The 20,204-nt window shown below is 64.4% G+C and carries 18 protein-coding genes; 11 read left to right on the forward strand and 7 right to left on the reverse strand.

Annotated features, from left to right (window positions below):
* Window positions 1-66: 66 nt before the first annotated feature.
* From PQV96_RS06835 to PQV96_RS06860, 6 genes are all read left to right on the forward strand, one after another.
* Window positions 67-2,478: an efflux RND transporter permease subunit gene (locus PQV96_RS06835; RefSeq protein WP_242421856.1), complete on the forward strand. Its 2,412-nt coding sequence runs from the start codon at window positions 67-69 to the stop codon at window positions 2,476-2,478.
* 27 nt (window positions 2,479-2,505) lie between these two features.
* Complete coding sequence (locus PQV96_RS06840; protein WP_273624874.1) at window positions 2,506-3,471, forward strand: VOC family protein; 966 nt, start codon at window positions 2,506-2,508, stop codon at window positions 3,469-3,471.
* A gap of 4 nt (window positions 3,472-3,475) precedes the next feature.
* Window positions 3,476-4,315 (forward strand): enoyl-CoA hydratase/isomerase family protein, encoded by an 840-nt coding sequence (locus tag PQV96_RS06845; protein WP_273624875.1) that lies wholly within the window; start codon window positions 3,476-3,478, stop codon window positions 4,313-4,315.
* Between the two features lie 30 nt (window positions 4,316-4,345).
* Window positions 4,346-5,176, forward strand: coding sequence for an SDR family NAD(P)-dependent oxidoreductase (locus PQV96_RS06850; protein ID WP_063460677.1), 831 nt, complete (start codon window positions 4,346-4,348; stop codon window positions 5,174-5,176).
* 22 nt (window positions 5,177-5,198) lie between these two features.
* Window positions 5,199-5,711 (forward strand): DUF1993 domain-containing protein, encoded by a 513-nt coding sequence (locus PQV96_RS06855; RefSeq protein ID WP_063460676.1) that lies wholly within the window; start codon window positions 5,199-5,201, stop codon window positions 5,709-5,711.
* A 574-nt stretch (window positions 5,712-6,285) separates the two neighbouring features.
* Complete coding sequence (locus PQV96_RS06860; RefSeq protein WP_273624876.1) at window positions 6,286-6,591, forward strand: transposase; 306 nt, start codon at window positions 6,286-6,288, stop codon at window positions 6,589-6,591.
* Between the two features lie 13 nt (window positions 6,592-6,604).
* Here the strand turns inward: PQV96_RS06860 and PQV96_RS06865 are convergent, their stop codons facing one another.
* From PQV96_RS06865 to PQV96_RS06885, 5 genes are all read right to left on the reverse strand, one after another.
* On the reverse strand, window positions 6,605-8,239 hold the full coding sequence (locus PQV96_RS06865) for a methyl-accepting chemotaxis protein (protein WP_273624877.1): 1,635 nt from the start codon (window positions 8,237-8,239) through the stop codon (window positions 6,605-6,607).
* A gap of 96 nt (window positions 8,240-8,335) precedes the next feature.
* Window positions 8,336-9,574 carry an NAD(P)/FAD-dependent oxidoreductase gene (locus PQV96_RS06870; protein ID WP_063460675.1) on the reverse strand — a complete coding sequence of 413 codons (1,239 nt, stop codon included), beginning with the start codon at window positions 9,572-9,574 and terminating at the stop codon, window positions 8,336-8,338.
* 11 nt (window positions 9,575-9,585) lie between these two features.
* Complete coding sequence (locus PQV96_RS06875) at window positions 9,586-10,887, reverse strand: MFS transporter (RefSeq protein WP_063460674.1); 1,302 nt, start codon at window positions 10,885-10,887, stop codon at window positions 9,586-9,588.
* A gap of 48 nt (window positions 10,888-10,935) precedes the next feature.
* The gene (locus PQV96_RS06880) at window positions 10,936-12,129 is read right to left on the reverse strand and encodes a thiolase family protein (protein WP_273624878.1); all 1,194 of its coding nucleotides are present in this window, start codon (window positions 12,127-12,129) and stop codon (window positions 10,936-10,938) included.
* Window positions 12,126-12,524 carry a Zn-ribbon domain-containing OB-fold protein gene (locus PQV96_RS06885; protein WP_063460673.1) on the reverse strand — a complete coding sequence of 133 codons (399 nt, stop codon included), beginning with the start codon at window positions 12,522-12,524 and terminating at the stop codon, window positions 12,126-12,128. The genes PQV96_RS06880 and PQV96_RS06885 overlap by 4 nt, the downstream gene beginning before the upstream one ends.
* A gap of 138 nt (window positions 12,525-12,662) precedes the next feature.
* On the opposite strand from PQV96_RS06885, the gene PQV96_RS06890 reads away from it, so the two are divergent.
* The 5 genes from PQV96_RS06890 to PQV96_RS06910 all read left to right on the forward strand — a co-directional run bounded on the left by PQV96_RS06890 (window position 12,663) and on the right by PQV96_RS06910 (window position 17,471).
* Window positions 12,663-13,358 (forward strand): SDR family oxidoreductase, encoded by a 696-nt coding sequence (locus PQV96_RS06890; RefSeq protein WP_060987190.1) that lies wholly within the window; start codon window positions 12,663-12,665, stop codon window positions 13,356-13,358.
* A 110-nt stretch (window positions 13,359-13,468) separates the two neighbouring features.
* Complete coding sequence (locus tag PQV96_RS06895; protein WP_273625233.1) at window positions 13,469-13,882, forward strand: bacteriohemerythrin; 414 nt, start codon at window positions 13,469-13,471, stop codon at window positions 13,880-13,882.
* A gap of 66 nt (window positions 13,883-13,948) precedes the next feature.
* Window positions 13,949-14,935, forward strand: a complete 987-nt coding sequence (locus tag PQV96_RS06900; RefSeq protein WP_063460672.1) for a fumarylacetoacetate hydrolase family protein — start codon at window positions 13,949-13,951, stop codon at window positions 14,933-14,935.
* A gap of 124 nt (window positions 14,936-15,059) precedes the next feature.
* Window positions 15,060-16,691 (forward strand): AMP-binding protein, encoded by a 1,632-nt coding sequence (locus tag PQV96_RS06905; RefSeq protein WP_273624879.1) that lies wholly within the window; start codon window positions 15,060-15,062, stop codon window positions 16,689-16,691.
* 12 nt (window positions 16,692-16,703) lie between these two features.
* Window positions 16,704-17,471, forward strand: a complete 768-nt coding sequence (locus PQV96_RS06910) for an SDR family NAD(P)-dependent oxidoreductase (RefSeq protein ID WP_063460671.1) — start codon at window positions 16,704-16,706, stop codon at window positions 17,469-17,471.
* 8 nt (window positions 17,472-17,479) lie between these two features.
* Here the strand turns inward: PQV96_RS06910 and PQV96_RS06915 are convergent, their stop codons facing one another.
* Both PQV96_RS06915 and PQV96_RS06920 read right to left on the reverse strand, forming a co-directional pair.
* A complete protein-coding gene (locus PQV96_RS06915; RefSeq protein ID WP_273624880.1) occupies window positions 17,480-19,081 on the reverse strand; it encodes an AMP-binding protein in 1,602 nt (533 codons plus the stop codon).
* 39 nt (window positions 19,082-19,120) lie between these two features.
* On the reverse strand, window positions 19,121-20,104 hold the full coding sequence (locus PQV96_RS06920) for a Bug family tripartite tricarboxylate transporter substrate binding protein (RefSeq protein ID WP_273624881.1): 984 nt from the start codon (window positions 20,102-20,104) through the stop codon (window positions 19,121-19,123).
* Between the last annotated feature and the right edge of the window lie 100 nt (window positions 20,105-20,204).

Consider the following 20,204-nt stretch of genomic DNA (forward strand, 5'->3'; position numbering starts at 1 on the left):
AGGCCGCAGATCCCATGGATCTCCCTCACGAAAGTTTTGATGTCTGCTCATTCCCAGCAACCCGCCATGCCGGTCGTTCGCGATCCGGCACAGTTCGACCGCAAGTCAGGCAGCCGCCTGGAGCAACTGGTGTTCAACAACCGGCTGTTGGTGTTGCTCCTGTGCCTTGCGGCTACCGCAGTGCTGGGCTACTTCGCTCTGAAGCTGGAAGTCAATGCCAGCTTTGAGCGGATGATCCCATCCTCCAGCCCGTACATTCAGACCTACTTTGCCTATCGGGAGGAACTCCCCGGGTTGGGAAACACGGTGCGGGTCGTCGTGGAGAACAAGAGCGGTGATGTCTACGACGCAGCCTACCTGGAAAAACTGCGCAAGGTCAATGACGCTCTCTACCTGATTCCAGGGGTCGACCGCTCGTGGATGAAATCGCTCTGGATGCCCATCGTGCGCTGGCGGCAGGTGACGGAGGAGGGCGTGGTGGGGGGGCCTGTCATGCCGCCGGACTACAGCGGCAGCCAGGAATCGATCGGCAAGCTCAAGGAAAACGTTGGGCGGTCAGGCATTGTTGGAAGCCTGGTGGCCAATGACGCGCGCTCTACGATGATCATCGTGCCGTTGCTGGATCGGCATCCCAAGACGGGCGAGCCGTTGAACTATGGCGAGTTCTCCCGCATCCTGGAGAAGGAGATCCGGTCGTTCGAGGACGAGAGCACCGGCATTTACATGGTCGGGTTTGCAAAGATCGTCGGCGATCTGATCGCAGGGCTCCATGAGGTGATGCTCTTTTTCGGACTCTCGGTGGCGGTCGCCGCGCTGTTTGTCTACCTCTATACCCGGTGCATCCGCAGCACCGTGCTGCTGGTGAGCGTGGCCGTTGCCGGGGTGGTGTGGCTGCTGGGGTTGATGAACCTGCTGGGCTACGAGCTGGACCCCTACTCGATCCTGGTCCCATTCCTGATTTTCGCGATTGGGCTCTCGCACGGTGCCCAGAAGATGAACGGCATCCTGCAGGACGTGGGCCGTGGGACGCACAAATACGTTGCCGCGCGCTACACCTTCCGGCGCCTCTTCATGGCGGGCCTGACGGCGCTTTTGACGAACATTGTCGGCTTCGCCGTGCTGGTGATCATCGATATCCCGGTTATTCGCGATCTGGCCCTGACCACCAGCATCGGGATCACGGTGCTGGTCTTCACCAAGCTCGTGCTGATCCCGGTGACCTTGTCCTACATCGGCGTGAGCGAGGCTGCGGCGCGCCGCGCCCTCGCCGAGGACACGACGCGCAAGCAAGGATGGCTCGGACGCACCTGGAGTGCGCTGGATCGCCTGACGGAGCGTCGCGCGGCCACGGTGACGGTGGCGCTTGCCGCCGTGATGACCGCGGTCTGCACGGTCGTGATGTTCGACCTGCGCATCGGCGACCTGGATCCGGGGGCGCCCGAATTGAGGCAGGACTCGCGCTACAACCGCGACAGTGCCTATATCACGGCCCACTACGGGCTGTCGAATGATCAGTTCGTGGTCATCATGACCAATCCTGACGATGGCTGCCGGCTGTACGGCACCTTGCAGTTGATGGACCAACTGGCCCAGGCACTGCGCCAGACCGAGGGCGTGCAGGCCACCAGTTCGCTGGCGGAGTCCACGCGCTTCATCACTGCAGCCTTGAATGAGGGCAGTGGCAAGTGGCTCACCATCAGCCGGGACCAGGGCATCACGAATGCGGCGGTGGGGGCCGCCATGATTGCGAGTCCGGACATCACCAATACCTCGTGTTCCGTCTCGCCACTGATTGCCTACCTGGCCGATCACAAGGCGGACACGCTCAAGCGCGTGCTTCAGGTGAGTGAGGCCTTTGCCGCGGAGCACAACAGTGCTTCTGCCGACGGCGGGCCGCGCTTTTTGCTCGCGGCGGGTTCCGCGGGTATCGAGGCGGCGACCAACATTGAGGTCGAGCGCGGCATCTTGCTGATGTACCTGGCCGTGTATGGCGCCACGGCGCTGCTGTGCCTGCTGACCTTCCGCAGCCTGCGCGCCACCATCGTGGCGATGGTTCCCTTGGTGATCACCACCATCATCTGCAAGGCCTTGATGGTGTGGATGGGCATCGGGCTCAAGGTGGCCACGTTGCCAGTGATCGCGGTGGGTGTCGGCGTCGGGGTGGACTACGCCCTGTACCTGCTGAGTGTGCAGATTGCGATGCAGCGCCGTGGCTCGACGCTCGCCGAGGCATACCGGAGGTCGCTCGACTTCACGGGACGCGTGGTGGCGCTGGTGGGGCTGACCATGGCCGCGGGCGTGATCACCTGGGCGTTTTCGCCGATCAAGTTCCAGGCGGACATGGGCATTTTGCTGACCTTCATGTTCCTGTGGAACATGGTGGGTGCCCTGGTTCTGATTCCCGCCTTGTCCCATTTCCTGCTCAATCCACGGCAGACCAAGTCTGCACTGCCCGCGGATGGCGCACTTCCTCTTTGACTTTTTCCTTCTCTTGGAGCAACGCCTGTGTTTGATCTGTTGATGAGTGCCGACATGATGCTGTCCGACCCGGACGGCATGGCGCAACTGTTGGTGACGAAGCTGGGCCTCCACGGCCATCCCAACTGGCGCCAAGCGTTCGATGGCCATCCCTACATTGCCCATTTCCTGCGGGTTCACAAATCGTTGGCGGTCGCCCCCACCCGCATCGAGCCGCAGTGCCACTTGGACCAACCAAACCCGGGCGATCCGATGTTCCACGACTTCCTGGAGAGCCTCAAGGCTTACCAGGGCGCGCACCGGCCCATGGTGACCCACTCGATCGTGCTGGCCGCGCGCGGCGACAAGTTCGACCTGCTGGTCGAGAAGCTCATGCGCCGGCGCCTGCGGTTCCGCATGGCACAACGCACCCCCGACATGCCGTTCGACCGGCTCTGGCTGGGCGCGACGCCCGAGGATCCCCGCTACCACCCATCGGTGGACGGCGGTCTATGCATCGAGGTCATGCCCCTGGAGCCGCTGCAGATGCCGGCCGACACCTTCAGCGTGCCCCCGCCCGAGCCGCGCGATCCCAAGCCGGGCGACATGGTGCGAGTCACCTCGCGCGGCTACATCGTCCGCAATCTGGACGAAACCCTGCGCACGGTATCGGCCAACCTCGATTGGGAGCCTGGCAGCCCTGTGGAGTCTCTGGACAAGGAGGGGTACCGTCGCGCCCGCATGGAATTCACGGTGCCGCACAGCGCTTCGCTGGACGTGATCGAGGCGACCCGCTGGAACGGTGATGCCGGCGTCTACCTGAATTCCTGGGGGCCCGGCCCCTACTACATCCGCATCGCGGTGAACGGTCTCCAGGCCAAGGCCGAGGACCTGAAGGCACGCGGTACCCGTTTCACCTGGATCGACGAATGCGAGGCCGTGGATGGGAAGCCGCTGATCCGGGTCGATCCGGCCGACGTGCGGGGGCAACTGTTTGAGTTCGAGGAGTATTGAACCGATGATGGAAACCTCCTTTCACAAGCCGGCCACCCCGACGCGTGACGAAGCTGCGGCCCCCGGGAATGCCGTCGAGGTGGAGCGCCGGGGAGGCGTTGGCTGGATCGTGCTCAATCGCCCGGACCAGATCAATGCGATCAACGACGACATCCGCCGTGGTGTACCCGCGGCGCTGGCCGAGCTCGATAGCGATCCGTCCGTTCGGGTGATCGTGATACGCGGCGCGGGCGCGCGCGGGTTTTGCGCCGGAGCCGACATCAAGGAACGGCGGGCGGCGGAAACATCGGTGCAGGTGCGTCGGCGCATGCAGAAGTCGCGTTGGATCGAGGCGCTGGATCGCACCGAGAAACCTGTGATCGCCGCCATTCATGGCTATTGCATGGGCGGGGGCATGGAACTGGCCTTGGCTTGCGATCTGCGTTTCGCGGCCCCGGACGCCGTGTTTGCCCTTCCCGAAACGGGGCTGGGCCTGATCCCCGGAGGGGGAGGAACTCAGCGCCTTGGAGCCGTGGTCGGCCCGGGGCGTGCTCTGGACTTGCTCCTGACCGGTGATCGCGTTGACGCACGCCGGGCATTTGACATCGGCCTGATCACCCGCATGGCCTACAGCGCGGACTCGCTGCTCGCGGAGGTCACTGCCCTGGCCGAACGCATTGCCCAGAAGCCGCCCACGGCAACGCTGTTCGCCAAGCAGGCAGCACGCGCGGCCTGCCACCTTGACCTCAAGAGCGGCCTGGACCTGGAATTGGATCTGTTCGCCATGCTGGTTCCGATGAACGACGTCAAGGAAGCCGCGCTGGCGTTTCGCGAGAAACGGGCGCCCTGTTTTTCTGGTGAATGAATTTCAAAACATCGCTTTTCTGGAGATGCAATGAGCGAACGCAAACTGGATGGAAAGGTCGCCATCGTGACCGGTGCGGGGGCGGGTCTTGGGGCTGAATGTGCGCGTTCGCTGGCCCGGCATGGAGCCCGTGTCGCGGTGGTGGACATCAACTTGGAGGGCGCTCAGTCGGTGGCCGCCGAAATCAAGGCGGGGGGTGGCAAGGCTCTGGCCATCCAAACCGACCTGACTTCCGAGGAGGGGGTCGCGGCGATGGTTTCCGCCGTGCTCGACCACTTTGGGCGGATCGATGTCCTGCACAACAATGCGGCCGCGTTGGATCCGGCGCAGCGTGCCGGTGACCGCGATGTCTGCAACGTGGACCTTTCCGCATGGGACAGGGCCATGAACGTCAATGCGCGCGGCGCCATGCTGTGCTGCAAGCACGCCATCCCGCACATGCTCAAGGTCGGCGGTGGATCGATCATCTTTGCGACGTCGGGCTTCGGGCTGCTGGGTGATGCAACGCTGACCGCCTATGCCGCCTCCAAGGCGGCCCTGATGGCGCTGGCACGTTCCGTGGCCGCTCAATACGGCAAGGAGGGTATCCGATCCAATGCCATCATGATTGGCTTTGTGCTCAACGAGCACGCGCAGAAGGGCGTTCCGCAGGAGATCAAGCAGATCCTCCTGGATCAGCACCTGACGCCCCAGCTCGGTTCGCCAAAGCAGATTGCCGACGTGGTGAGCTTCCTGGCCAGCGACGAGTCCTCATTCATCACGGGGGCGGTGATTCCAGTGGATGGCGGCTTCACCAGCCACGCTCCGTCCATGGTGCCCATGCGCGAGTTCTTCGCACGCATGGGATCCAACAAACTCTGAACCCAACCAACCATATCCGACCATGTCTTTATCCATGCATGCCGCCAGCGCGGAAATCTATGCCCGCATGCTGCGCAACCTGCTGACCTGGCTTGACAAAGCCGAAGGCCATGCCCAGGCCAGAAGTTTTGACAGCGCGGCCTTCCTGAATACGAAGCTGTCGCCCGACATGCTGACCTTTGGCAAGCAAGTTGCCATTGCCAGCGAGGTGGCGCGGCTCGCCGTCGCGCGCCTGGGTGCCGTGGAACTGCCTGCCGCTCAAGGCTCCGACGAGAGCTTCGAAGGGTTGCGTGTCCGCGTCCGGGACGCCATCGGCTTCGTGGAAGGCGTTTCGCCGCAGCAATTGGCCGGGAGCGCCGAGCGGCCCCTGGTCGTGCCGCAGCGGCAAGGCGATCCGCTGCACTTCACGGGGCAGACCTTCTTACAGCAGTGGTCGCTGCCGAATTTCTTCTTTCATGTGACCACGGCCTATGCGTTGCTCCGCCAGGCAGGCGTGGAGCTGGGCAAGGCTGACTTTCTGGGAGCCATGGCCTGACCGGGCCGGACCTGGACACGTTCTCCAAGGTGCAAGTACCGGAGGCAAGGCCGGTGATTGACACAGTACCCCGTGGAATCCGGGGTTTTGAACCCCCTGGCAGACCTTCACGGCTTGTACCAGGGGGTGTTTTTTTGCGGGAGGATGTCCACGCGCTCCGAGTGCGCGTGGCGCGTTCGTCACCAGCGGTCCAGGTTGGCGCTGCGGCGGGGCTGATCTCATCTTCAGTGCAGGGCAATACCTTCGCAGGGGCCCGGACGCGTGCACGGAAGATACGGGCCAAATTGGCCTCAAGCGCCCATTCAGAACGCGCAAGCAGCTATCAAAACTTCATAGAGGACGTGTTCACCGCTCAGGCAGATTCCGCGCCAATGAACGGGGCATTCATTCGCGTGCTGATTTCCCGCCGAAGAGTCCAGACCGCCGGAAACTCAGATGCGCTTCCAATCGCCCCCACTGCCTATGGCGGGCGGCGCGCTTTCGTGTGAGACGGGCGCGGCATGGCGGCTGGGCCTTGCCGCTCTGATGCTTGCGGCCCTAGGCTTAATCGATATTCATTCTCTAAGCTCGGAGGATGGTCACCCAGACCCGCGCCCTGGTGGATGGGTTCAAGCCCAGCTACGTGCTGGCCGGCAAGGGCTACGACAGCCGGGAATTGATACAGGCCATCGAGCAGCAAGGGGCGCAGGCAGTGATCCCGCCTCGCAATTGCGAGCGGCCGCGCCCCTATGACAAGGCTCGCTACCGCCTGCGCAGTCGAATCGAGCGCTGCTTTGCCAAGCTCAAACAATGGCGGCGTGTGGCCACCCGCTACGACCGCAAGCCAGCCAACTTCATGGCAGCGGTCTTGGCTGCTTCAATCTGGCTATGGCTACAGTGAATGTCGATTCAGCCTAGTGCTCGCTGGCGAGCAAGATGGCTTTTATCGGCGCGCTTGCGTGGAGCGCGCGAGGCACGGGCACGGCACTGATGGTGCGCACGGCCTCTCCGTCCGACAGCTTGAATACCGCCACAGCTTCCACCAGCGCCTGGGACTGGCTGCTCAGGCTGCTGGCGGCCGCGGCCATTTCTTCGACCAGCGCGGCATTTCGCTGCGTGGTCTGGTCCATCTGCGCGACCGCTTCTCCGATTTGTCCCATGTCCTGGCTCTGTTCGCTGCTCGCGGCGCTGATTTCGCCCATGATGTCCGTTACACGGCGGATGGCGGTGACGACCTCCGTCATCGTGGCACCGGCCTTGCCCACGAGCTGCGACCCCTGCTCCACGCGCTCCACGCTGTCGGTGATAAGCCGCTTGATTTCCTTGGCTGCTTCGGCGCTGCGGCCTGCGAGGCTGCGCACCTCGCTGGCTACCACAGCAAAGCCGCGGCCTTGCTCGCCCGCGCGGGCGGCTTCCACTGCGGCGTTCAGGGCCAGGATGTTGGTCTGGAAAGCGATGCCGTCGATCACACTGATGATGTCGGCAATCTTGTGGCTGCTGTCGTCGATGCCCTTCATGGTTTTGACCACTTCGGCGACCACTTCGCCGCCTTGGGTGGCCACGGTGGAGGCACTCAGGGCGAGCTGGTTGGCCTGGCGCGCGTTGTCGGCGTTCTGCTTCACCGTGGAGCCCAGTTGTTCCATCGACGCGGCGGTTTGCTGCAGTGCGCTGGCCTGCTCTTCGGTGCGGCCCGACAGGTCATGGTTGCCCGCCGCGATCTCGGTGCTGGCCGAGGCGACGCCCTGTGCATTGCTGCGCACCGCCGTGACCGTCTGCGCCAGGCTGTGCTGCATGCGCTGCAGCGTCTCCAGCAGGTGGCCCATTTCGTCCTGGGACTGCACGGTGATGTGCCCGCTCAGATCGCCGCTGGCGACGCGGTCGGCCACTGAAACGGCCTGCATCAGCGGGCGAGTGATCGAGCGGATGATGGTGATAGCGAGGAACAGGGCCAGAGCAATGGTCACGGCGCTCGCGACCAGGAGCCCCCGCGTCAAATTGCGGGTGGCCGACTCGGCCCGATGGCCGGCTTCGGCCATGACCTGCGCCTGGAGTTCCGCTTGCTTGCGGATCGCGTTCTGGTATTCGATCTGCGCGGGGCGCTGTTTGCTCTCTAGCAAGGCCAGCGCCTCCACCCATTGTTCCTTGGCAAACAGTTCAAGAAACTGATTGCCCAATGCAAGGTCCTTGGCACGCAGAGGCTTGATGCTCTGGTGCAAGGCCTTACCTTCGTCGGATTCGATGAGCTGATCCAGAATTTGCGTCTGTGCGGCGATGTTGCCGCGTTCGACCTTGATCTGGGCCAGCGCCGCCTGCTGAATGTCCGGGGACGAGAACAAGGCCAGATTGCGGAACTGGATGGTTTCCATGTTCGACCCGTCGATCACCGCACTCAATGCCTTGGTGATGGGGTTGCTCCTTTGAACGATGTCTTCCATCGCCTCACGCTGCGCGGCGGACAGGAACAGCACCATTGCGCCCTGCGCGACCAGCAGCAGCACCATGGTGGAGAACGAAATGGCAAGCCGGGTGGAGATTTTTAAGCGATTCATGGCGCGGGGTAGTTGGCAGTGGCGGGCGTGGGCGTGGGTGGGGTCGCCGCGCAGGGCCGCTGAAAGCCCGGCGGAAGCCGCTGGATCGGCGCGTTTTCAGGCGGTCTCGCGTGTCGAGACTTCGAACGCCTTGAGATCGAAGCCTGGAGCGGCCGCCTCGGCAGGACTGAGCGGCGTGTTGCGTGCAATGAGCTTGCGCGCCGCCATGTGGTCGGCTGGCCGATTGCATGATTCCACTGCCACCAAACGGCCGGCGCGGAAGCAAAGGACGCTGATCTGGTGCTGCTCGACGGAGCCGAGCACGACGGTTTCATCGTGCCCGTCGGCGAGGCCGGCGATTTGCAGCTTGAGTTCTCCCTGGTCGGTCCAGAACCAGGGCAGGGCGGCATAGCCGGCGGGCTTGCCCATGAGCCGGGCCGCCACGGCCTTGGCCTGGTCCACGGCATTCTGAACCGACTCGAGCCGGATGGCCTGTGGTGACCAGGGGCTGGGAAAGCTGACCACGTCGCCGATGGCGGAAATGGCCGGGTCGCTGGTGAGCAGATGGGCGTCGACAACGATGCCGTTGTTGACGGTCAACTGTGCCTGAGCAGCGAGTTCCGCGTTGGGCAGCACGCCGATGCCATAGACCACCAGATCCGCCGGCAGGACTTCGCCGCTGGCCAGCTCCACGCTGCGCACCTGGCCGCCATCGCCGTGGATTGCGGCGAGGCTCTGGCCATAGTGGATTCGCACACCCCACCGGGCGTGGGCGTGATCGAATACCTGGGACGTGACCGCAGAGAGGGCTCGGGCCATTGGCCGCGTGCCCAGCTCCAGCACGTCCACCGCGATGCCGCGTGCGGCTGCGACGGCCGCGAACTCCAGGCCGATGAAGCCCGCGCCAATGACCACTGCGCGCTTCGCGCTGCCCAGGCGCTGTGACAGCCCGTCGGCATCTGCCAGGTTGCGCAAGCCGAATACGCCGCCGAGCTCGATGCCCGCGACCGCCGGCACACGGTTGCGCGCGCCGGTTGCCAGCACCAGGTGCTCGTAGGCGAGTCTTTCGCCGCTGGCGAGGACAAGCTCGCGGCGTTCCCGGTCGATGGCAGTGGCACTGCCCTGTATGCGCGTGATGCGGTGCTCGTCAAAGTACTCGGGGGGGCGAAAGCGCAGCGCCGCCACGCCGACCTTTCCTAGCAGATAGGCCTTGGACAGTGGTGGACGCTGGTAGGGAACGCCAGGTTCGTCGCCGATGAGGGTGACCGCGCCTTCAAATCCCTCCTGCCGCAGCGATGCTGCAACCTGATAGCCGGCTTGGCCGGCACCGACGATGACGATGGAATTGTGGGACATAGAGTTCTGCTTCAAAGAGTTTGGTCAGGGGCGGTCTTGCGCTCGAAGATCGGATAACGGCCCAACGAGAGCAACGCGAGGCCACCAAAGAGAAACATGGGCCCGCAGACCCACAGCGTCGCCTGGTACGAGCCGGTGCCCCGGTAGAGTTGCCCGAAGAGCCACGGGGCCAGCGTGGAAGCCAGCGTGATCAGCCCGAGGTGGATGCCGAACAGGCGGCCGTAGTCACGCATGCCGAAATACCGCGAGACGAGAAAGGCCGCCAGGTCGAACTCGGCACCCGCGCCGATGCCCACCAGCATGACACCCAGCACGAGCCAGCCGGTATCGTTCGCGCCGCTGATACCCAGGAGCAGGCACCCCAGGGCCGGCAGCCCCAGGGCGACGGCGGCCACGCCAGGCGCCCAGAGGCGGTCCACCAGGTAGCCCACGACGACCCGCCCCAATATCAGCGACAAGCCAAAGCTGCCGAAGATGCGCGCTGCATCCCCTGCCTCCAGGCCTTTGTCGCGCAACAGGGGGACACCATTCGTGACCAGCGTCACCACGCAGGCCACGACCATGGACAAGGCGATGTTCAGAAGCCAGAAGCGAGGATTGCGCACGCCTTCGCGCAGCGAGGCACCCGTGACCATGGCATCTGCTGACGATGCTGACTCGCTGTGCTTGCGGACCGGGGCGCGGGCAGGCTCTTTCATCCAGGCCAGCACCAGGGGCAGCACCAGCACTATTGGCAGGGCCGCCAGAAGCCAGAAGGCCGCCTGCCAGTTCCATTGCGAGATCACGGCGCTCACCGCCGAGGGAATGAGCATGGCGGCCAGACCGGTGCCGGAAAGAACCAGCGCGAGAGCCAGGCCGCGGTTGCGCTCGAACCACAGGTTCACCAGATGGGTCCAGGTGACGTGCATAGTGCCCATGCTGGCCATGGACATCAGGAAAAAGCCCAGGTAGAGCGTCACGATCGAAGGCCCCAAGCGCGTCATGGCGATGAAGGCCAGGGAAAGCATGCACAGCGAGATCACCGTGACGCGCTTCATGCCAAAGCGCAGATTGAGCCAGCCCACGATCTGGGATGCGACCACCGATCCCAGAAACATGAAGCTCACTGCGGACTGAAGATCCGCGCGGGCCCAGTCAAATGTCTGCTGCAGCGGAACCATCATCGCGCCGTAGGCATACAGCATGGATGAGTTGGAGTTGATCGCCAGTCCCAGCGTGGCCAGAATCACGATGCGCCACGCGCTCTTGAACTCAGTCAGATCGATGCCCAGGCCATGCGCGGTATGTGAAGAGGTGGGGAGAGGTTGTGTCATAGGGTGCCGGCAATGGGGAAGGGAAGGGCAGGTAGGGCCAGGGCCGGTTCACTCGCGCACGAGCAGAAGCGAGCCGGCCAGCGGGCCTCCGCCGGCCGCCGCGACCGCTACCTGGTGCGGCGCGATCTGGCGCTGTCCGGCGCGCTCCCAGAGTTGGGTGCAAGCCTCGTGCAAATACCCAAGGCCGTGGGTTCTTCCCCCCGAGAGCTGGCCGCCGTTGGTGTTCACCGGCAGGGCGCCGTCGCGGGCGATCCGCGTGCCGCCTTCGACGAAGCGGCCGCTTTCGCCCACCGGGCACAGGCCCAAGGCCTCCAGCCAGAGCAGGGTCAGGATGGAAAAGCCGTCGTACAACTGGGCACTGCGGACATCAGCCGGCTTGAGATCGGTTCGCTGCCACATCATGCGTGCCGCGTCGATGCTGGCCCCGCCGGTCAGGGAAACCTGATCCCAGGACCAGGGCTGGTGCAGGGCCGAACCGATGGCCTCCAGGCGGATGGGGGGATTCGGTCCATGGCGCGCCGCATCCATGCGCGAGAGCACGATGGCCGTCGCCCCGTCGCAGTGCACGTCGCAATCGAACATGCGCAGGGGCGTCGAGATCATGCGGGAGGCCAAGTAGTCGTCCATGGTCATGGGCGTGCGGTACACAGCCTTGGGATTGAGCTCGGCGTTGGCACGGCAGGTCAGGGCGATTTGCGCCAACTGCTCGGGGGTGGTCCCGTATTCGTGGAAGTGCCGCTGCGCGTACATGGCCATCAGGTTGATGGCCGAGTGCACTTCATAGGGGGTGTACCACTGCCAGAAAAAGCTGCTGTCGCGCCCGGCGGTCTTGTTGCTCAAGGCGTTGGCATTCTTGTCGAGCCGCCGCGCGCTCGCTTCGGTGATCGTGCGGAACACCAGCACATGGCGGCACAGGCCCGCGGCGATGGCCATCGCGCCGTTGATCACGCCGGCCAGTGGCCCCGGCCCTTCGTAGCCGCCGCCATACCAGTTGACGTGGAGCCCCATCGTGCCGATCAGCGCATTGGGGCCCACCGGGGAAAAGCTGTTGCCATTGTTGTTGTCGCCTGGCCAGCAAGCCACGCCATCGATGTCCTTTCGCGTGAGCCCCGCATCGGCAATGGCCTCCAGGCATGCGTCCAGGGTCAGGCGCATAGCGGACTTGTCGGATGGGCGGGCCACTTCGGATTGGCCTACGCCGGCGATCGCCACGTTTTTTTCGTACAGATGGTCGAACATCATTCGGCTTTCTTGAACAGAGGGAGCCAGACGTCTTCGTGCTGCTCGAAAGTGACATGCACCGGCATGCCGATTCGCACCTGATCGGGCGCTAATTCCACTACGTTGCTGAGCAGGCGCAGGCCGGGCTGATCGTCGAGCTCGACGATGGCCACGACGTAGGGTGCGGCCAGCTCGGGCTTCCACGCCTGGTGGTTGATGGTGTAGGTGGCGATGCGGCCGCGGCCGCTCGTGGCCTGGGGCGCCACATCCAGCGAACCACAGGATGGGCAGATCGGAGCGGGTGGATGAAAGAACCGCCGGCAGGTGCTGCAGCGATGGATCATCAGTCGGCCCGATTCCCCTCCCTGCCAAAAGGCCGATGAGTCGCTGGTGATCTGGGGCAGTTTTCGTGGCATGAACGCGGGGTATGTCGGGCTGGCAGTGTGTTGAATCAGGGCCGCTACGAATTGACGCAGGCGGGTTGAGAGAGTTTAATATCTGAACAAATTGCGTCAATGTGTATAACTAATGGTTTCTACCAACCATCTGCATCTATGAGTGAACATTCTTTGGCGAACCGCCATATCGTTGTGACCGGCGGCCTGGGCGTGCTGGGCCGTGCCGTGGGGGCCGTGCTGGTCGAGCAGGGAGCCCGCGTTGTCCTGCTCGATCGTGTTGCGGCCCAGGATGTGCCTGGGATCACGGCGGTGATCGGCGGCATTGACCTGACCGACCCGGATGCCACACGGTCCGCATTCCAGCAGGCAAGCGAGCGGCTCCAGGGCTTCGATGGCCTGGTGAACGCCGCCGGGGGGTTCCGATGGGAAACGCTGGAGAGCGGAACCCTGGAGTCGTGGGATGCGCTCTATGCGATGAATCTGCGCAGTACCGTGGTGGCGTGCCGGGAGGCTCTGCCACGGCTGTTGGCGGCCGATGGCTCAGGCATCGTCAACGTGGGAGCGCTGGCTGCACAGAAGGCCGGAATGGGAATGGGGGCTTATGCGGCGTCCAAGGCTGGCGTCGCGCGGCTAACCGAAGCGCTTGCCGAGGAGGTCAAGGATCGTGGCGTGCGTGTGAACGCTGTGTGCCCCAGCATTCTGGACACGCCTGCCAACCGGGCCGATATGCCCGATGCCGACACCGCGCGCTGGGTATCGCCGCGCTCGCTGGCCGCCGTCATCGCGTTTCTGTTGTCGGACGATGCCAGCGCCGTCACAGGCGCGTGCATTCCGGTGGCCGGTCGGGTGTGATCATGGAAGACATGCGCTTGTCCCAGGAGCACTCGTCACCCGGGGCCGTTGGAGAGGGCGGCGGCAATGCCATGGCTTGGTCCGATCGCTACTTGCTTGGGCACGGTGACATGGATGGCACCCATCGCGAATTTGTCGCGTGCGTTGCGGCCCTTCAAACAGCGAAAGATGTCGATCTTGCGGCGTGCCTTGCCGCTTTCGAAGCACATGCCGTCGAGCATTTCGAGCAGGAGCGGCGCTGGATGGACTCCACCGGGTTTCCTGCCGCACAGTGCCATGTGGACGAACATACGGCGGTTCTGCGTTCCGTGCACGAGGTGCAGGAGATTCTGCGCAATGGCGGTCCAGGGCAGATAGCCCGCGATCTCGCCCATGCGCTCGCGAATTGGTTCCCAGGACACGCTGATTACATGGATGCTTCGCTTGCCCAATGGCTGGTCAAGCGCAGCCATGGTGGAGCGCCGGTGGTGCTTCGCCGCCGGCTGGAGCCCGCTGACGCGCCGCCTCTGCCGCCGGCCAACTGAGTCTTCGTTCCCGCTAGAGGCGCTTTGCCCCTGGTTTTCAATCCCCCCACAAGAGAAACGATCAATATGAGACTGGTGACATTTCAGGCTGCAGGCGAAGCCGCCCGCGCAGGCGCATTCATCGAGGGCGACCAAGCGGTGCTTGACTTGCGGCAGGCGGCGCAGACCGTGCATGGCGGCAGCGCGGACGCACTGGCGAGCATCCTCGCGCTGATCGAAGCGGGGCCCGCTGCCTCCGAGCTTGCGCGCGACCTGATCGCGCGTGCGCCCCGTGCGGCCGTCCGGGAGCGCAGCGCGGTCAGAATCCTGGCGCCCATCCAACCGCCACCGCAAATGCGCGATGCCTCTTGCTTCGAGCTGCATCTGCGCCAGAGCTATGCGGCAGCACGGCGGGCACGCGCGGCGCGCACACCGGATCCGGAGGCCACACTGAAGGCCATGAACACCCGCTCAGACGAGCGCGCGATCGAGACCTTCCTGCGCCAGCCCATCTACTACAAATGCAACCGTTTTGCGACCATCGGCGTGGACGACGATGTCGTGTGGCCCGGCTACAGCAAGGCGCTCGATTTTGAGCTCGAGTTCGGCTTCTACCTAGGCGCGCGGGCCAAGGACGTGCCCAAAGAGAAGGCGCGCGAGTACATCTTTGGCTACACGATCTTCAATGACATCAGCGCGCGTGATGCCCAGGCCGTGGAAATGGGCGGCATGCTGGGGCCGGCCAAGGGCAAAGACTTCGATACCAGCAACGTGATGGGGCCCTGCCTGGTCACTGCCGATGAGCTCCCCGATCCCTACAACCTGAACATGGTCGCCCGTGTCAATGGCGAGGAATGGGGGCGCGGCAATTCGCGCGACATGTATTGGAAGTTCGAGGATGTGATCGCGCATGTCTCGCGCTCCGAAACCCTGCATCCCGGTGAGTTCATCGGGTCGGGAACGGTGGGCAATGGCTGTGGCCTGGAGCAGATGCGCTACCTCAAGCCTGACGATGTCGTGGAACTAGAGGTGGAGGGCATCGGCCTGCTGCGTACGCGCATCACGCAGCCTTGATGGGCGTCCTCCACCCACGGGCGGGCGCCCTGGTTCCGTCGCCGCGGTGGCATGCAGCATGCTTCCGATCGGCGCCTTCACACAACGCAAAAAATCTGCCGCCGGTCGCGGCAGGGCACATCGAATGAGCAAAGACATTGATAGCGCACCTGGCTGGACGCCAGGACTGCGCGACACTCCCGTGGCGGCCTTGGCCCGCGCGGTTCTCGCGCATCCGGACAAAATCCTGTTCGATTTCAGTGGCGAGAAAACCACCTACGCCGAGTTCGACGCTCTCAGCAACCGCATGGCCCATGCGCTGCAGGCATTGGGGGTGAAGGCCGGCGCCACCGTCACTTCGCTGTTCGACAACCACCTCGACGCCGTGGTTCTCTGGATCGCGCTCAACAAGCTGTCCGCCGTGAGCGTTCCGTTGAACACGGCGCTCAAGGGCGAGTTCCTGCGCCACCAGGTGGCCGACTCGGGGGCCGAGATCGTGGTGTGCGATGCGGCCTACGCTCCGCGCCTGTTCGAGGTGGCCGGGCACCTTCAAGGCATTAGGCGCCTGTTGGTGCGCGGGGTTGTGGAAAATGGGTGTCCAGACGTTGGTTTTGCCATCGAAAGCCTTGACGATCACCGGGGGCACGACACCACGCCCCTGGCCGAGCTGCCCGATCCGGCCGCGCTCAACGCCCTGATCTACACGTCCGGGACAACAGGGCCTTCCAAGGGCTGCATGATCAGCGGCAACCAGATGTGCCATGTGGCGCGCCTGCTCCTGCGGGCTGCGCCGTTCGGCCCGAACGATGTGCTGTGGACCCCGTTGCCGCTGTTCCACATGAACGCGATCGCGACCGGCGTGGTGTCCACGCTGCTGGTGGGTGGAACGATCTCGATCGCTCCACGGTTCTCGGTCAGCGGCTTCTGGCCTGCCGTGGAGGCATCCGGGGCCACCGTGGTGTCCATCCTGGGCGCCCTGGGTACGCTGCTGGCCCAGGCACCGGACAATGACGCGATGAGGCGCTGCTTCGGCCAGATCCACACGGTCAAGGGCAATCCGTTCACGGAAGACATCAAGGCGATGTGGCGCACCCGCTTCGGCGCGCGCCACATCGGCTCCAACGCCTACGGCCTGACGGAGGCGCTGATCACGTCGGTGCCAGCCGGCGAGCCGGTTCCTCCAGGCTCGTCGGGACGGTGCGCTCCCGAGTTCGACGTGCGTATCTTCGACGACCAGGACAATCCGCTGCCGCCCGGGCAGGCCGGCGAGGTTGTGTGCCGGCCCCTGCATCCCGACATCATGTTCAAGGGCTACTGGCGCCGGGCCGAGGACACGCAGAAGGTGATGGGGAACATGTGGTTCCACACGGGAGACATTGGCAAGTTCGACGAGGCCGGGTTCTTCTACTTCGTGGACCGCAAGAAGGACTATCTGCGCCGGCGGGGGGAGAACATCTCCAGCTTCGAGATGGAATCGGCGGTCCTGCAGCATCCCGACATCGAGCAGGTCGCGGTTCATGCCGTGCGGTCGAATCTGGGCGAGGACGACCTGAAGGTCACCGCCAAGCGGGTGGCGGGTGCCCAACTCACCGAAGAGGCCCTGTGCCGCTGGATGGTGGATCGGGTGCCTTATTACGCCGTGCCCCGTTACATCGAGTTCCGGGTCGAACTGCCGGTCAATCCGCAGGGGCGGGTTCTGAAGTACCAGCTGCGCGATGAAGGGGTGACGCCTGCCACCTGGGACATCGAGTCCTCCACCATCAAAGTGCAGCGCTAGAGGAGCACCACCATGTCCGTTTCAGAATTGGCCGGCCGCCGCATCCTCATCACCGGAGGGGCCAGTGGCATGGGCGAGGGCCTTGTGCGCTCGCTGACGGGCATGGGGGCGCTGGTCGTGTCCATGGACCTGAACCGCGAACGCGGCGAAGCCGTTGCCAAGGCGGCGGGAGCACGGGGCTTCATGGAGGTCGATGTGGCCGACGAGGGCTCGGTTGCGCGCGCGGTCGATGCCGCCTGCACCCGCCTGGGCGGCCTGGATGTGCTGATCCATGCCGCGGGCATCGCGCCGTCTTCGCCGGCGCAGGGGACCAGTCTGGCGTTGTGGGAAAAGGTCTTTGCTGTCAATGCCACGGGTACCTTCCTGATGAACCGGGCGGTGTTTCCCCATATGAGGGAGCAGGGCGGCAGCATCATCAACTTCGCTTCCGCAGCCGGCGCGCTGGGGCTCCCCAACAAGTCTGCCTATTCGGCCGCCAAAGGGGCTGTCCTGGCCTGGACCCGCACCGTGGCCCAGGAATGGGGGCCCTACAACATCCGCGTGAATGCGATCGCCCCGGCCATCTGGACGCCCATGTATGACCAGACCCGTTCCGAAATGAGCCCGGAGCAACTGAGCGCGCACGATGCGCTGATGGCCAGGGTGATCCCGCTGGGCGGCAAGCTGGGCGACATGGCGCAGGATCTGGTGCCGGTGCTCGCCTTCCTGGCATCTCCCGGCGCGCGTTTCATGACCGGCCAGATCTTTGCCGTCGATGGCGGGACGCTGATGGTGCGCTGAGCCGGTGGTCAGGCAGGAGCGGCACCTGCCAGCGGAGGCAGTTCTCCCGCCAGCAGCGCTTGCCGGACTGCAGCGCGGCCGACTTTGCCGGCATCGGTGCGCGGGACGTGCGCGAGGAGGAGGTGCCTGGGCCGCTTGAAGGAAGCCAGGTGCTGCCCGCAGTACGTCATCAGCTCGGCACGCAACGCCTCCAGCGCGTGCGATGGGGCCGGCTCGCGGGGTTGGACCAATGCGCAGACACTCTGGCCCCATTCGGAATCCGGCAGTCCCACGACGACTGCGTCGGATACCGCAGGATGCTGCATCAGAACGGCCTCGATCTCGGCAGGGTAGATGTTGACGCCGCCGGAAAGAATGAGATCGGAGCGGCGGTCGCAGAGGTAGAGCCAGCCTTCCTCATCGAGGTATCCATAGTCTCCCGCGGTGAACAGGTCACCGCGCTTGACGGAAAGGGTCTTCTGTGGATCGTTGAAATACTCGAAATCGAAGCCATCATTCATGTAGATCAACCCGGGCTCGCCGGCAGGAAGCTCGGCTCCGCCCTCATCCAGGATGGCGAGCTTGCTGAACGGATACCTGCGGCCCACTGTCCCGGGGCGCCGCAGCCAGTCGTCGCTGCCGACATAGGTGCCCCCTCCCTCGCTGCACGCGTAGTACTCGTGCAGAACAGGGCCAAGCCACTCGATCATCCGGCGCTTGGTCTCCGGCGGGCATGGGGCAGCCGCGTGAATGACGGTTCTGAGGCTCGAAAGGTCGTAGCGCTGCCGGATAGCCTGCGGAAGTTGCAGCAGGCGGTGGAACAGGATCGGCACCAGCTGCACGCTGTCGATGCGTTCGCTTTCGATCAGGGCGAGCACGCGTTCGCTGTCCCATTTTTCCAGCAGCACGAGCCGATGCCCGAGATGCAGCATCTGGATGGCGCGGGAGCCGGGAGCCGCGTGGTAGAGCGGCGTGCAGACCAGGTGCGCCCCATTGCCCGCGCGCAGGCCGAACATGCCCGAATAGAGCGGAAGGGTGCGCGCCAATGCCCCTTCGGGGGGCAATCCTGTCAGCGGCCGCCGAATTCCCTTGGGGCGTCCCGTGGTGCCGGAGGAATAGAACATGGTGCTGCCTGCCAGCCGGTCGCCAAGAGGGGCATCGGGCTGCGCGTCCAGCAAGGATTGCAGATCGCGAAAACCCGGTATGTCTCCCGCAACCGCCAGGCGCCCTTGCTCGGGGAGTGCCGCCTGTCGGGCCGCCTGGCTGGCCGTGGAGGCAAAGCGATGATCGGCAATCAGCACGCGGCTCATGCTGTTGGACAACAGGTAGGCCAATTCTTCGGCCGTCAGGTGCCAATTCAAAGGCACCAGGTAGGCGCCTATTTGCGAGATGGCGAGCGCGCTCGCCAGCCAGTCGCTGGAGTTCGGCAACAAGACCGCGACGGCGTCGCCGGTCTTCGCACCGCAGCCGCGCAGCGCATGGGACAGGCGATCGACGCGGTCGCGCAGCTCGCCGAACGTGCTGCAGCCGCCATTGGATTCCGTGATCGCGATGCGGCTGGGCTGCCGCTCGGCAATTTGCCAGAAGCCCAACGCACCCTCGCAAAGGTAAGCGGGATCGACCGCCGACATAGGGTTGGCGTTGGCCGGGGACCTGATTTCAGGCATGGACTATTCGATCGTGATGCCTGCCGCCCGGATGGCCTGTGCCCAGGCCAGCGTATCGCGCTTTTGCAGGGCGGCAAGCTGGTCGGGCTTGCCAAGCAGTGGCTGCAGCCCGATGCTGGTAAGGAATGCTTGGCCCTCGGGCGCTTCCAGCACCTCGTTGATCAACTGGTTGAAGCGCTGGATTGCGAAGGCTGGCATCCCGGCCTTCCCGTAGAGAGCCAGCCACGCGGAGACGTCGAAATCAGCGACGCCCGACTCCGCGAGGGTAGGAATGTCGCTGGCGGCGGCGATGCGCGCGCGCGTCGTCACGGCAATTGCACGCAGGCGGCCGGAGTGCACATGTGGCAGGTAGCCCTGAGGGTCGCCAAAGGCGTAGTCAAGATGGCCGCCGATGATGTCGGAAACCACCTGGGCCAAGGTCTTGTACGGCACGAAGGTCGCCTGCAATCCCATGCGCTGCTTGAGAATCTCGCCAGCGAGCCTTCCGGTGATCGCCGAACTGGCGTAGCTCAACTGGCCCGGCCTGGATTTGACGAAGGCGACGAACTCCTGAAACGTGCTGACCGGCACGCGCGCGGGGTTGACCACCAGGATGTAAGGCACGGTGGCCATGGAGGCGATCGGCGCGAAATCCTTTTCCGGATCGAATGGGAGGGTTTTGTACAAGCTGACGTTGGCCGCCTGGGTCGAGGACCCTGTCATCAGGAACTGATGCCCATCGCCTTTCATGCGGGCGACAGCGTCCGCCGCAATGTTGCCGCCTGCGCCAGGCTTGTACTCGATGACGAACACGATCTCGGGATGGCGCTTTTGGATCTGCTCGGTGCAGTAGCGAATCAGCCCGTCGATGGCACCGCCACCGGCGTATGCCACCGTGATCGAGACAGGCTTGGTGGGCCAGATGGTTTGGGCGTAGCCAGGAGCTGCCCATGTCGGGAGTGCACTGGCCGCGAGGCCAAGCATCCGACGCCGGGTCCAGAAAATCATGTGGATGTCTCCGTTTCGATTGGCTGGGAGGCCATGCCTGCCATTTTCACTGGTTCCTCCGAGGCTCTTTCGTGCGAGTTCCCCGGACATTTGCCATGGA

This window comes from Acidovorax temperans (genome assembly GCF_028596105.1).
In the GTDB taxonomy this organism is placed as follows: Bacteria; Pseudomonadota; Gammaproteobacteria; order Burkholderiales; family Burkholderiaceae_C; genus Acidovorax; species Acidovorax temperans.

What these genes read in the sequence shown, in the direction of transcription:
- PQV96_RS06835 (WP_242421856.1), top strand. Translation starts at nt 67, where the DNA reads ATGCCGGTCGTTCGCGATCCGGCACAGTTCGACCGCAAGTCAGGCAGC.
- PQV96_RS06845 (WP_273624875.1), top strand. Translation starts at nt 3,476, where the DNA reads ATGATGGAAACCTCCTTTCACAAGCCGGCCACCCCGACGCGTGACGAA.
- PQV96_RS06850 (WP_063460677.1), top strand. Translation starts at nt 4,346, where the DNA reads ATGAGCGAACGCAAACTGGATGGAAAGGTCGCCATCGTGACCGGTGCG.
- PQV96_RS06855 (WP_063460676.1), top strand. Translation starts at nt 5,199, where the DNA reads ATGTCTTTATCCATGCATGCCGCCAGCGCGGAAATCTATGCCCGCATG.
- PQV96_RS06860 (WP_273624876.1), top strand. Translation starts at nt 6,286, where the DNA reads ATGGTCACCCAGACCCGCGCCCTGGTGGATGGGTTCAAGCCCAGCTAC.
- PQV96_RS06865 (WP_273624877.1), bottom strand. Translation starts at nt 8,239, where the DNA reads ATGAATCGCTTAAAAATCTCCACCCGGCTTGCCATTTCGTTCTCCACC.
- PQV96_RS06870 (WP_063460675.1), bottom strand. Translation starts at nt 9,574, where the DNA reads ATGTCCCACAATTCCATCGTCATCGTCGGTGCCGGCCAAGCCGGCTAT.
- PQV96_RS06875 (WP_063460674.1), bottom strand. Translation starts at nt 10,887, where the DNA reads ATGACACAACCTCTCCCCACCTCTTCACATACCGCGCATGGCCTGGGC.
- PQV96_RS06880 (WP_273624878.1), bottom strand. Translation starts at nt 12,129, where the DNA reads ATGATGTTCGACCATCTGTACGAAAAAAACGTGGCGATCGCCGGCGTA.
- PQV96_RS06885 (WP_063460673.1), bottom strand. Translation starts at nt 12,524, where the DNA reads ATGCCACGAAAACTGCCCCAGATCACCAGCGACTCATCGGCCTTTTGG.
- PQV96_RS06890 (WP_060987190.1), top strand. Translation starts at nt 12,663, where the DNA reads ATGAGTGAACATTCTTTGGCGAACCGCCATATCGTTGTGACCGGCGGC.
- PQV96_RS06895 (WP_273625233.1), top strand. Translation starts at nt 13,469, where the DNA reads ATGGATGGCACCCATCGCGAATTTGTCGCGTGCGTTGCGGCCCTTCAA.
- PQV96_RS06900 (WP_063460672.1), top strand. Translation starts at nt 13,949, where the DNA reads ATGAGACTGGTGACATTTCAGGCTGCAGGCGAAGCCGCCCGCGCAGGC.
- PQV96_RS06905 (WP_273624879.1), top strand. Translation starts at nt 15,060, where the DNA reads ATGAGCAAAGACATTGATAGCGCACCTGGCTGGACGCCAGGACTGCGC.
- PQV96_RS06910 (WP_063460671.1), top strand. Translation starts at nt 16,704, where the DNA reads ATGTCCGTTTCAGAATTGGCCGGCCGCCGCATCCTCATCACCGGAGGG.
- PQV96_RS06915 (WP_273624880.1), bottom strand. Translation starts at nt 19,081, where the DNA reads ATGTCGGCGGTCGATCCCGCTTACCTTTGCGAGGGTGCGTTGGGCTTC.
- PQV96_RS06920 (WP_273624881.1), bottom strand. Translation starts at nt 20,104, where the DNA reads ATGATTTTCTGGACCCGGCGTCGGATGCTTGGCCTCGCGGCCAGTGCA.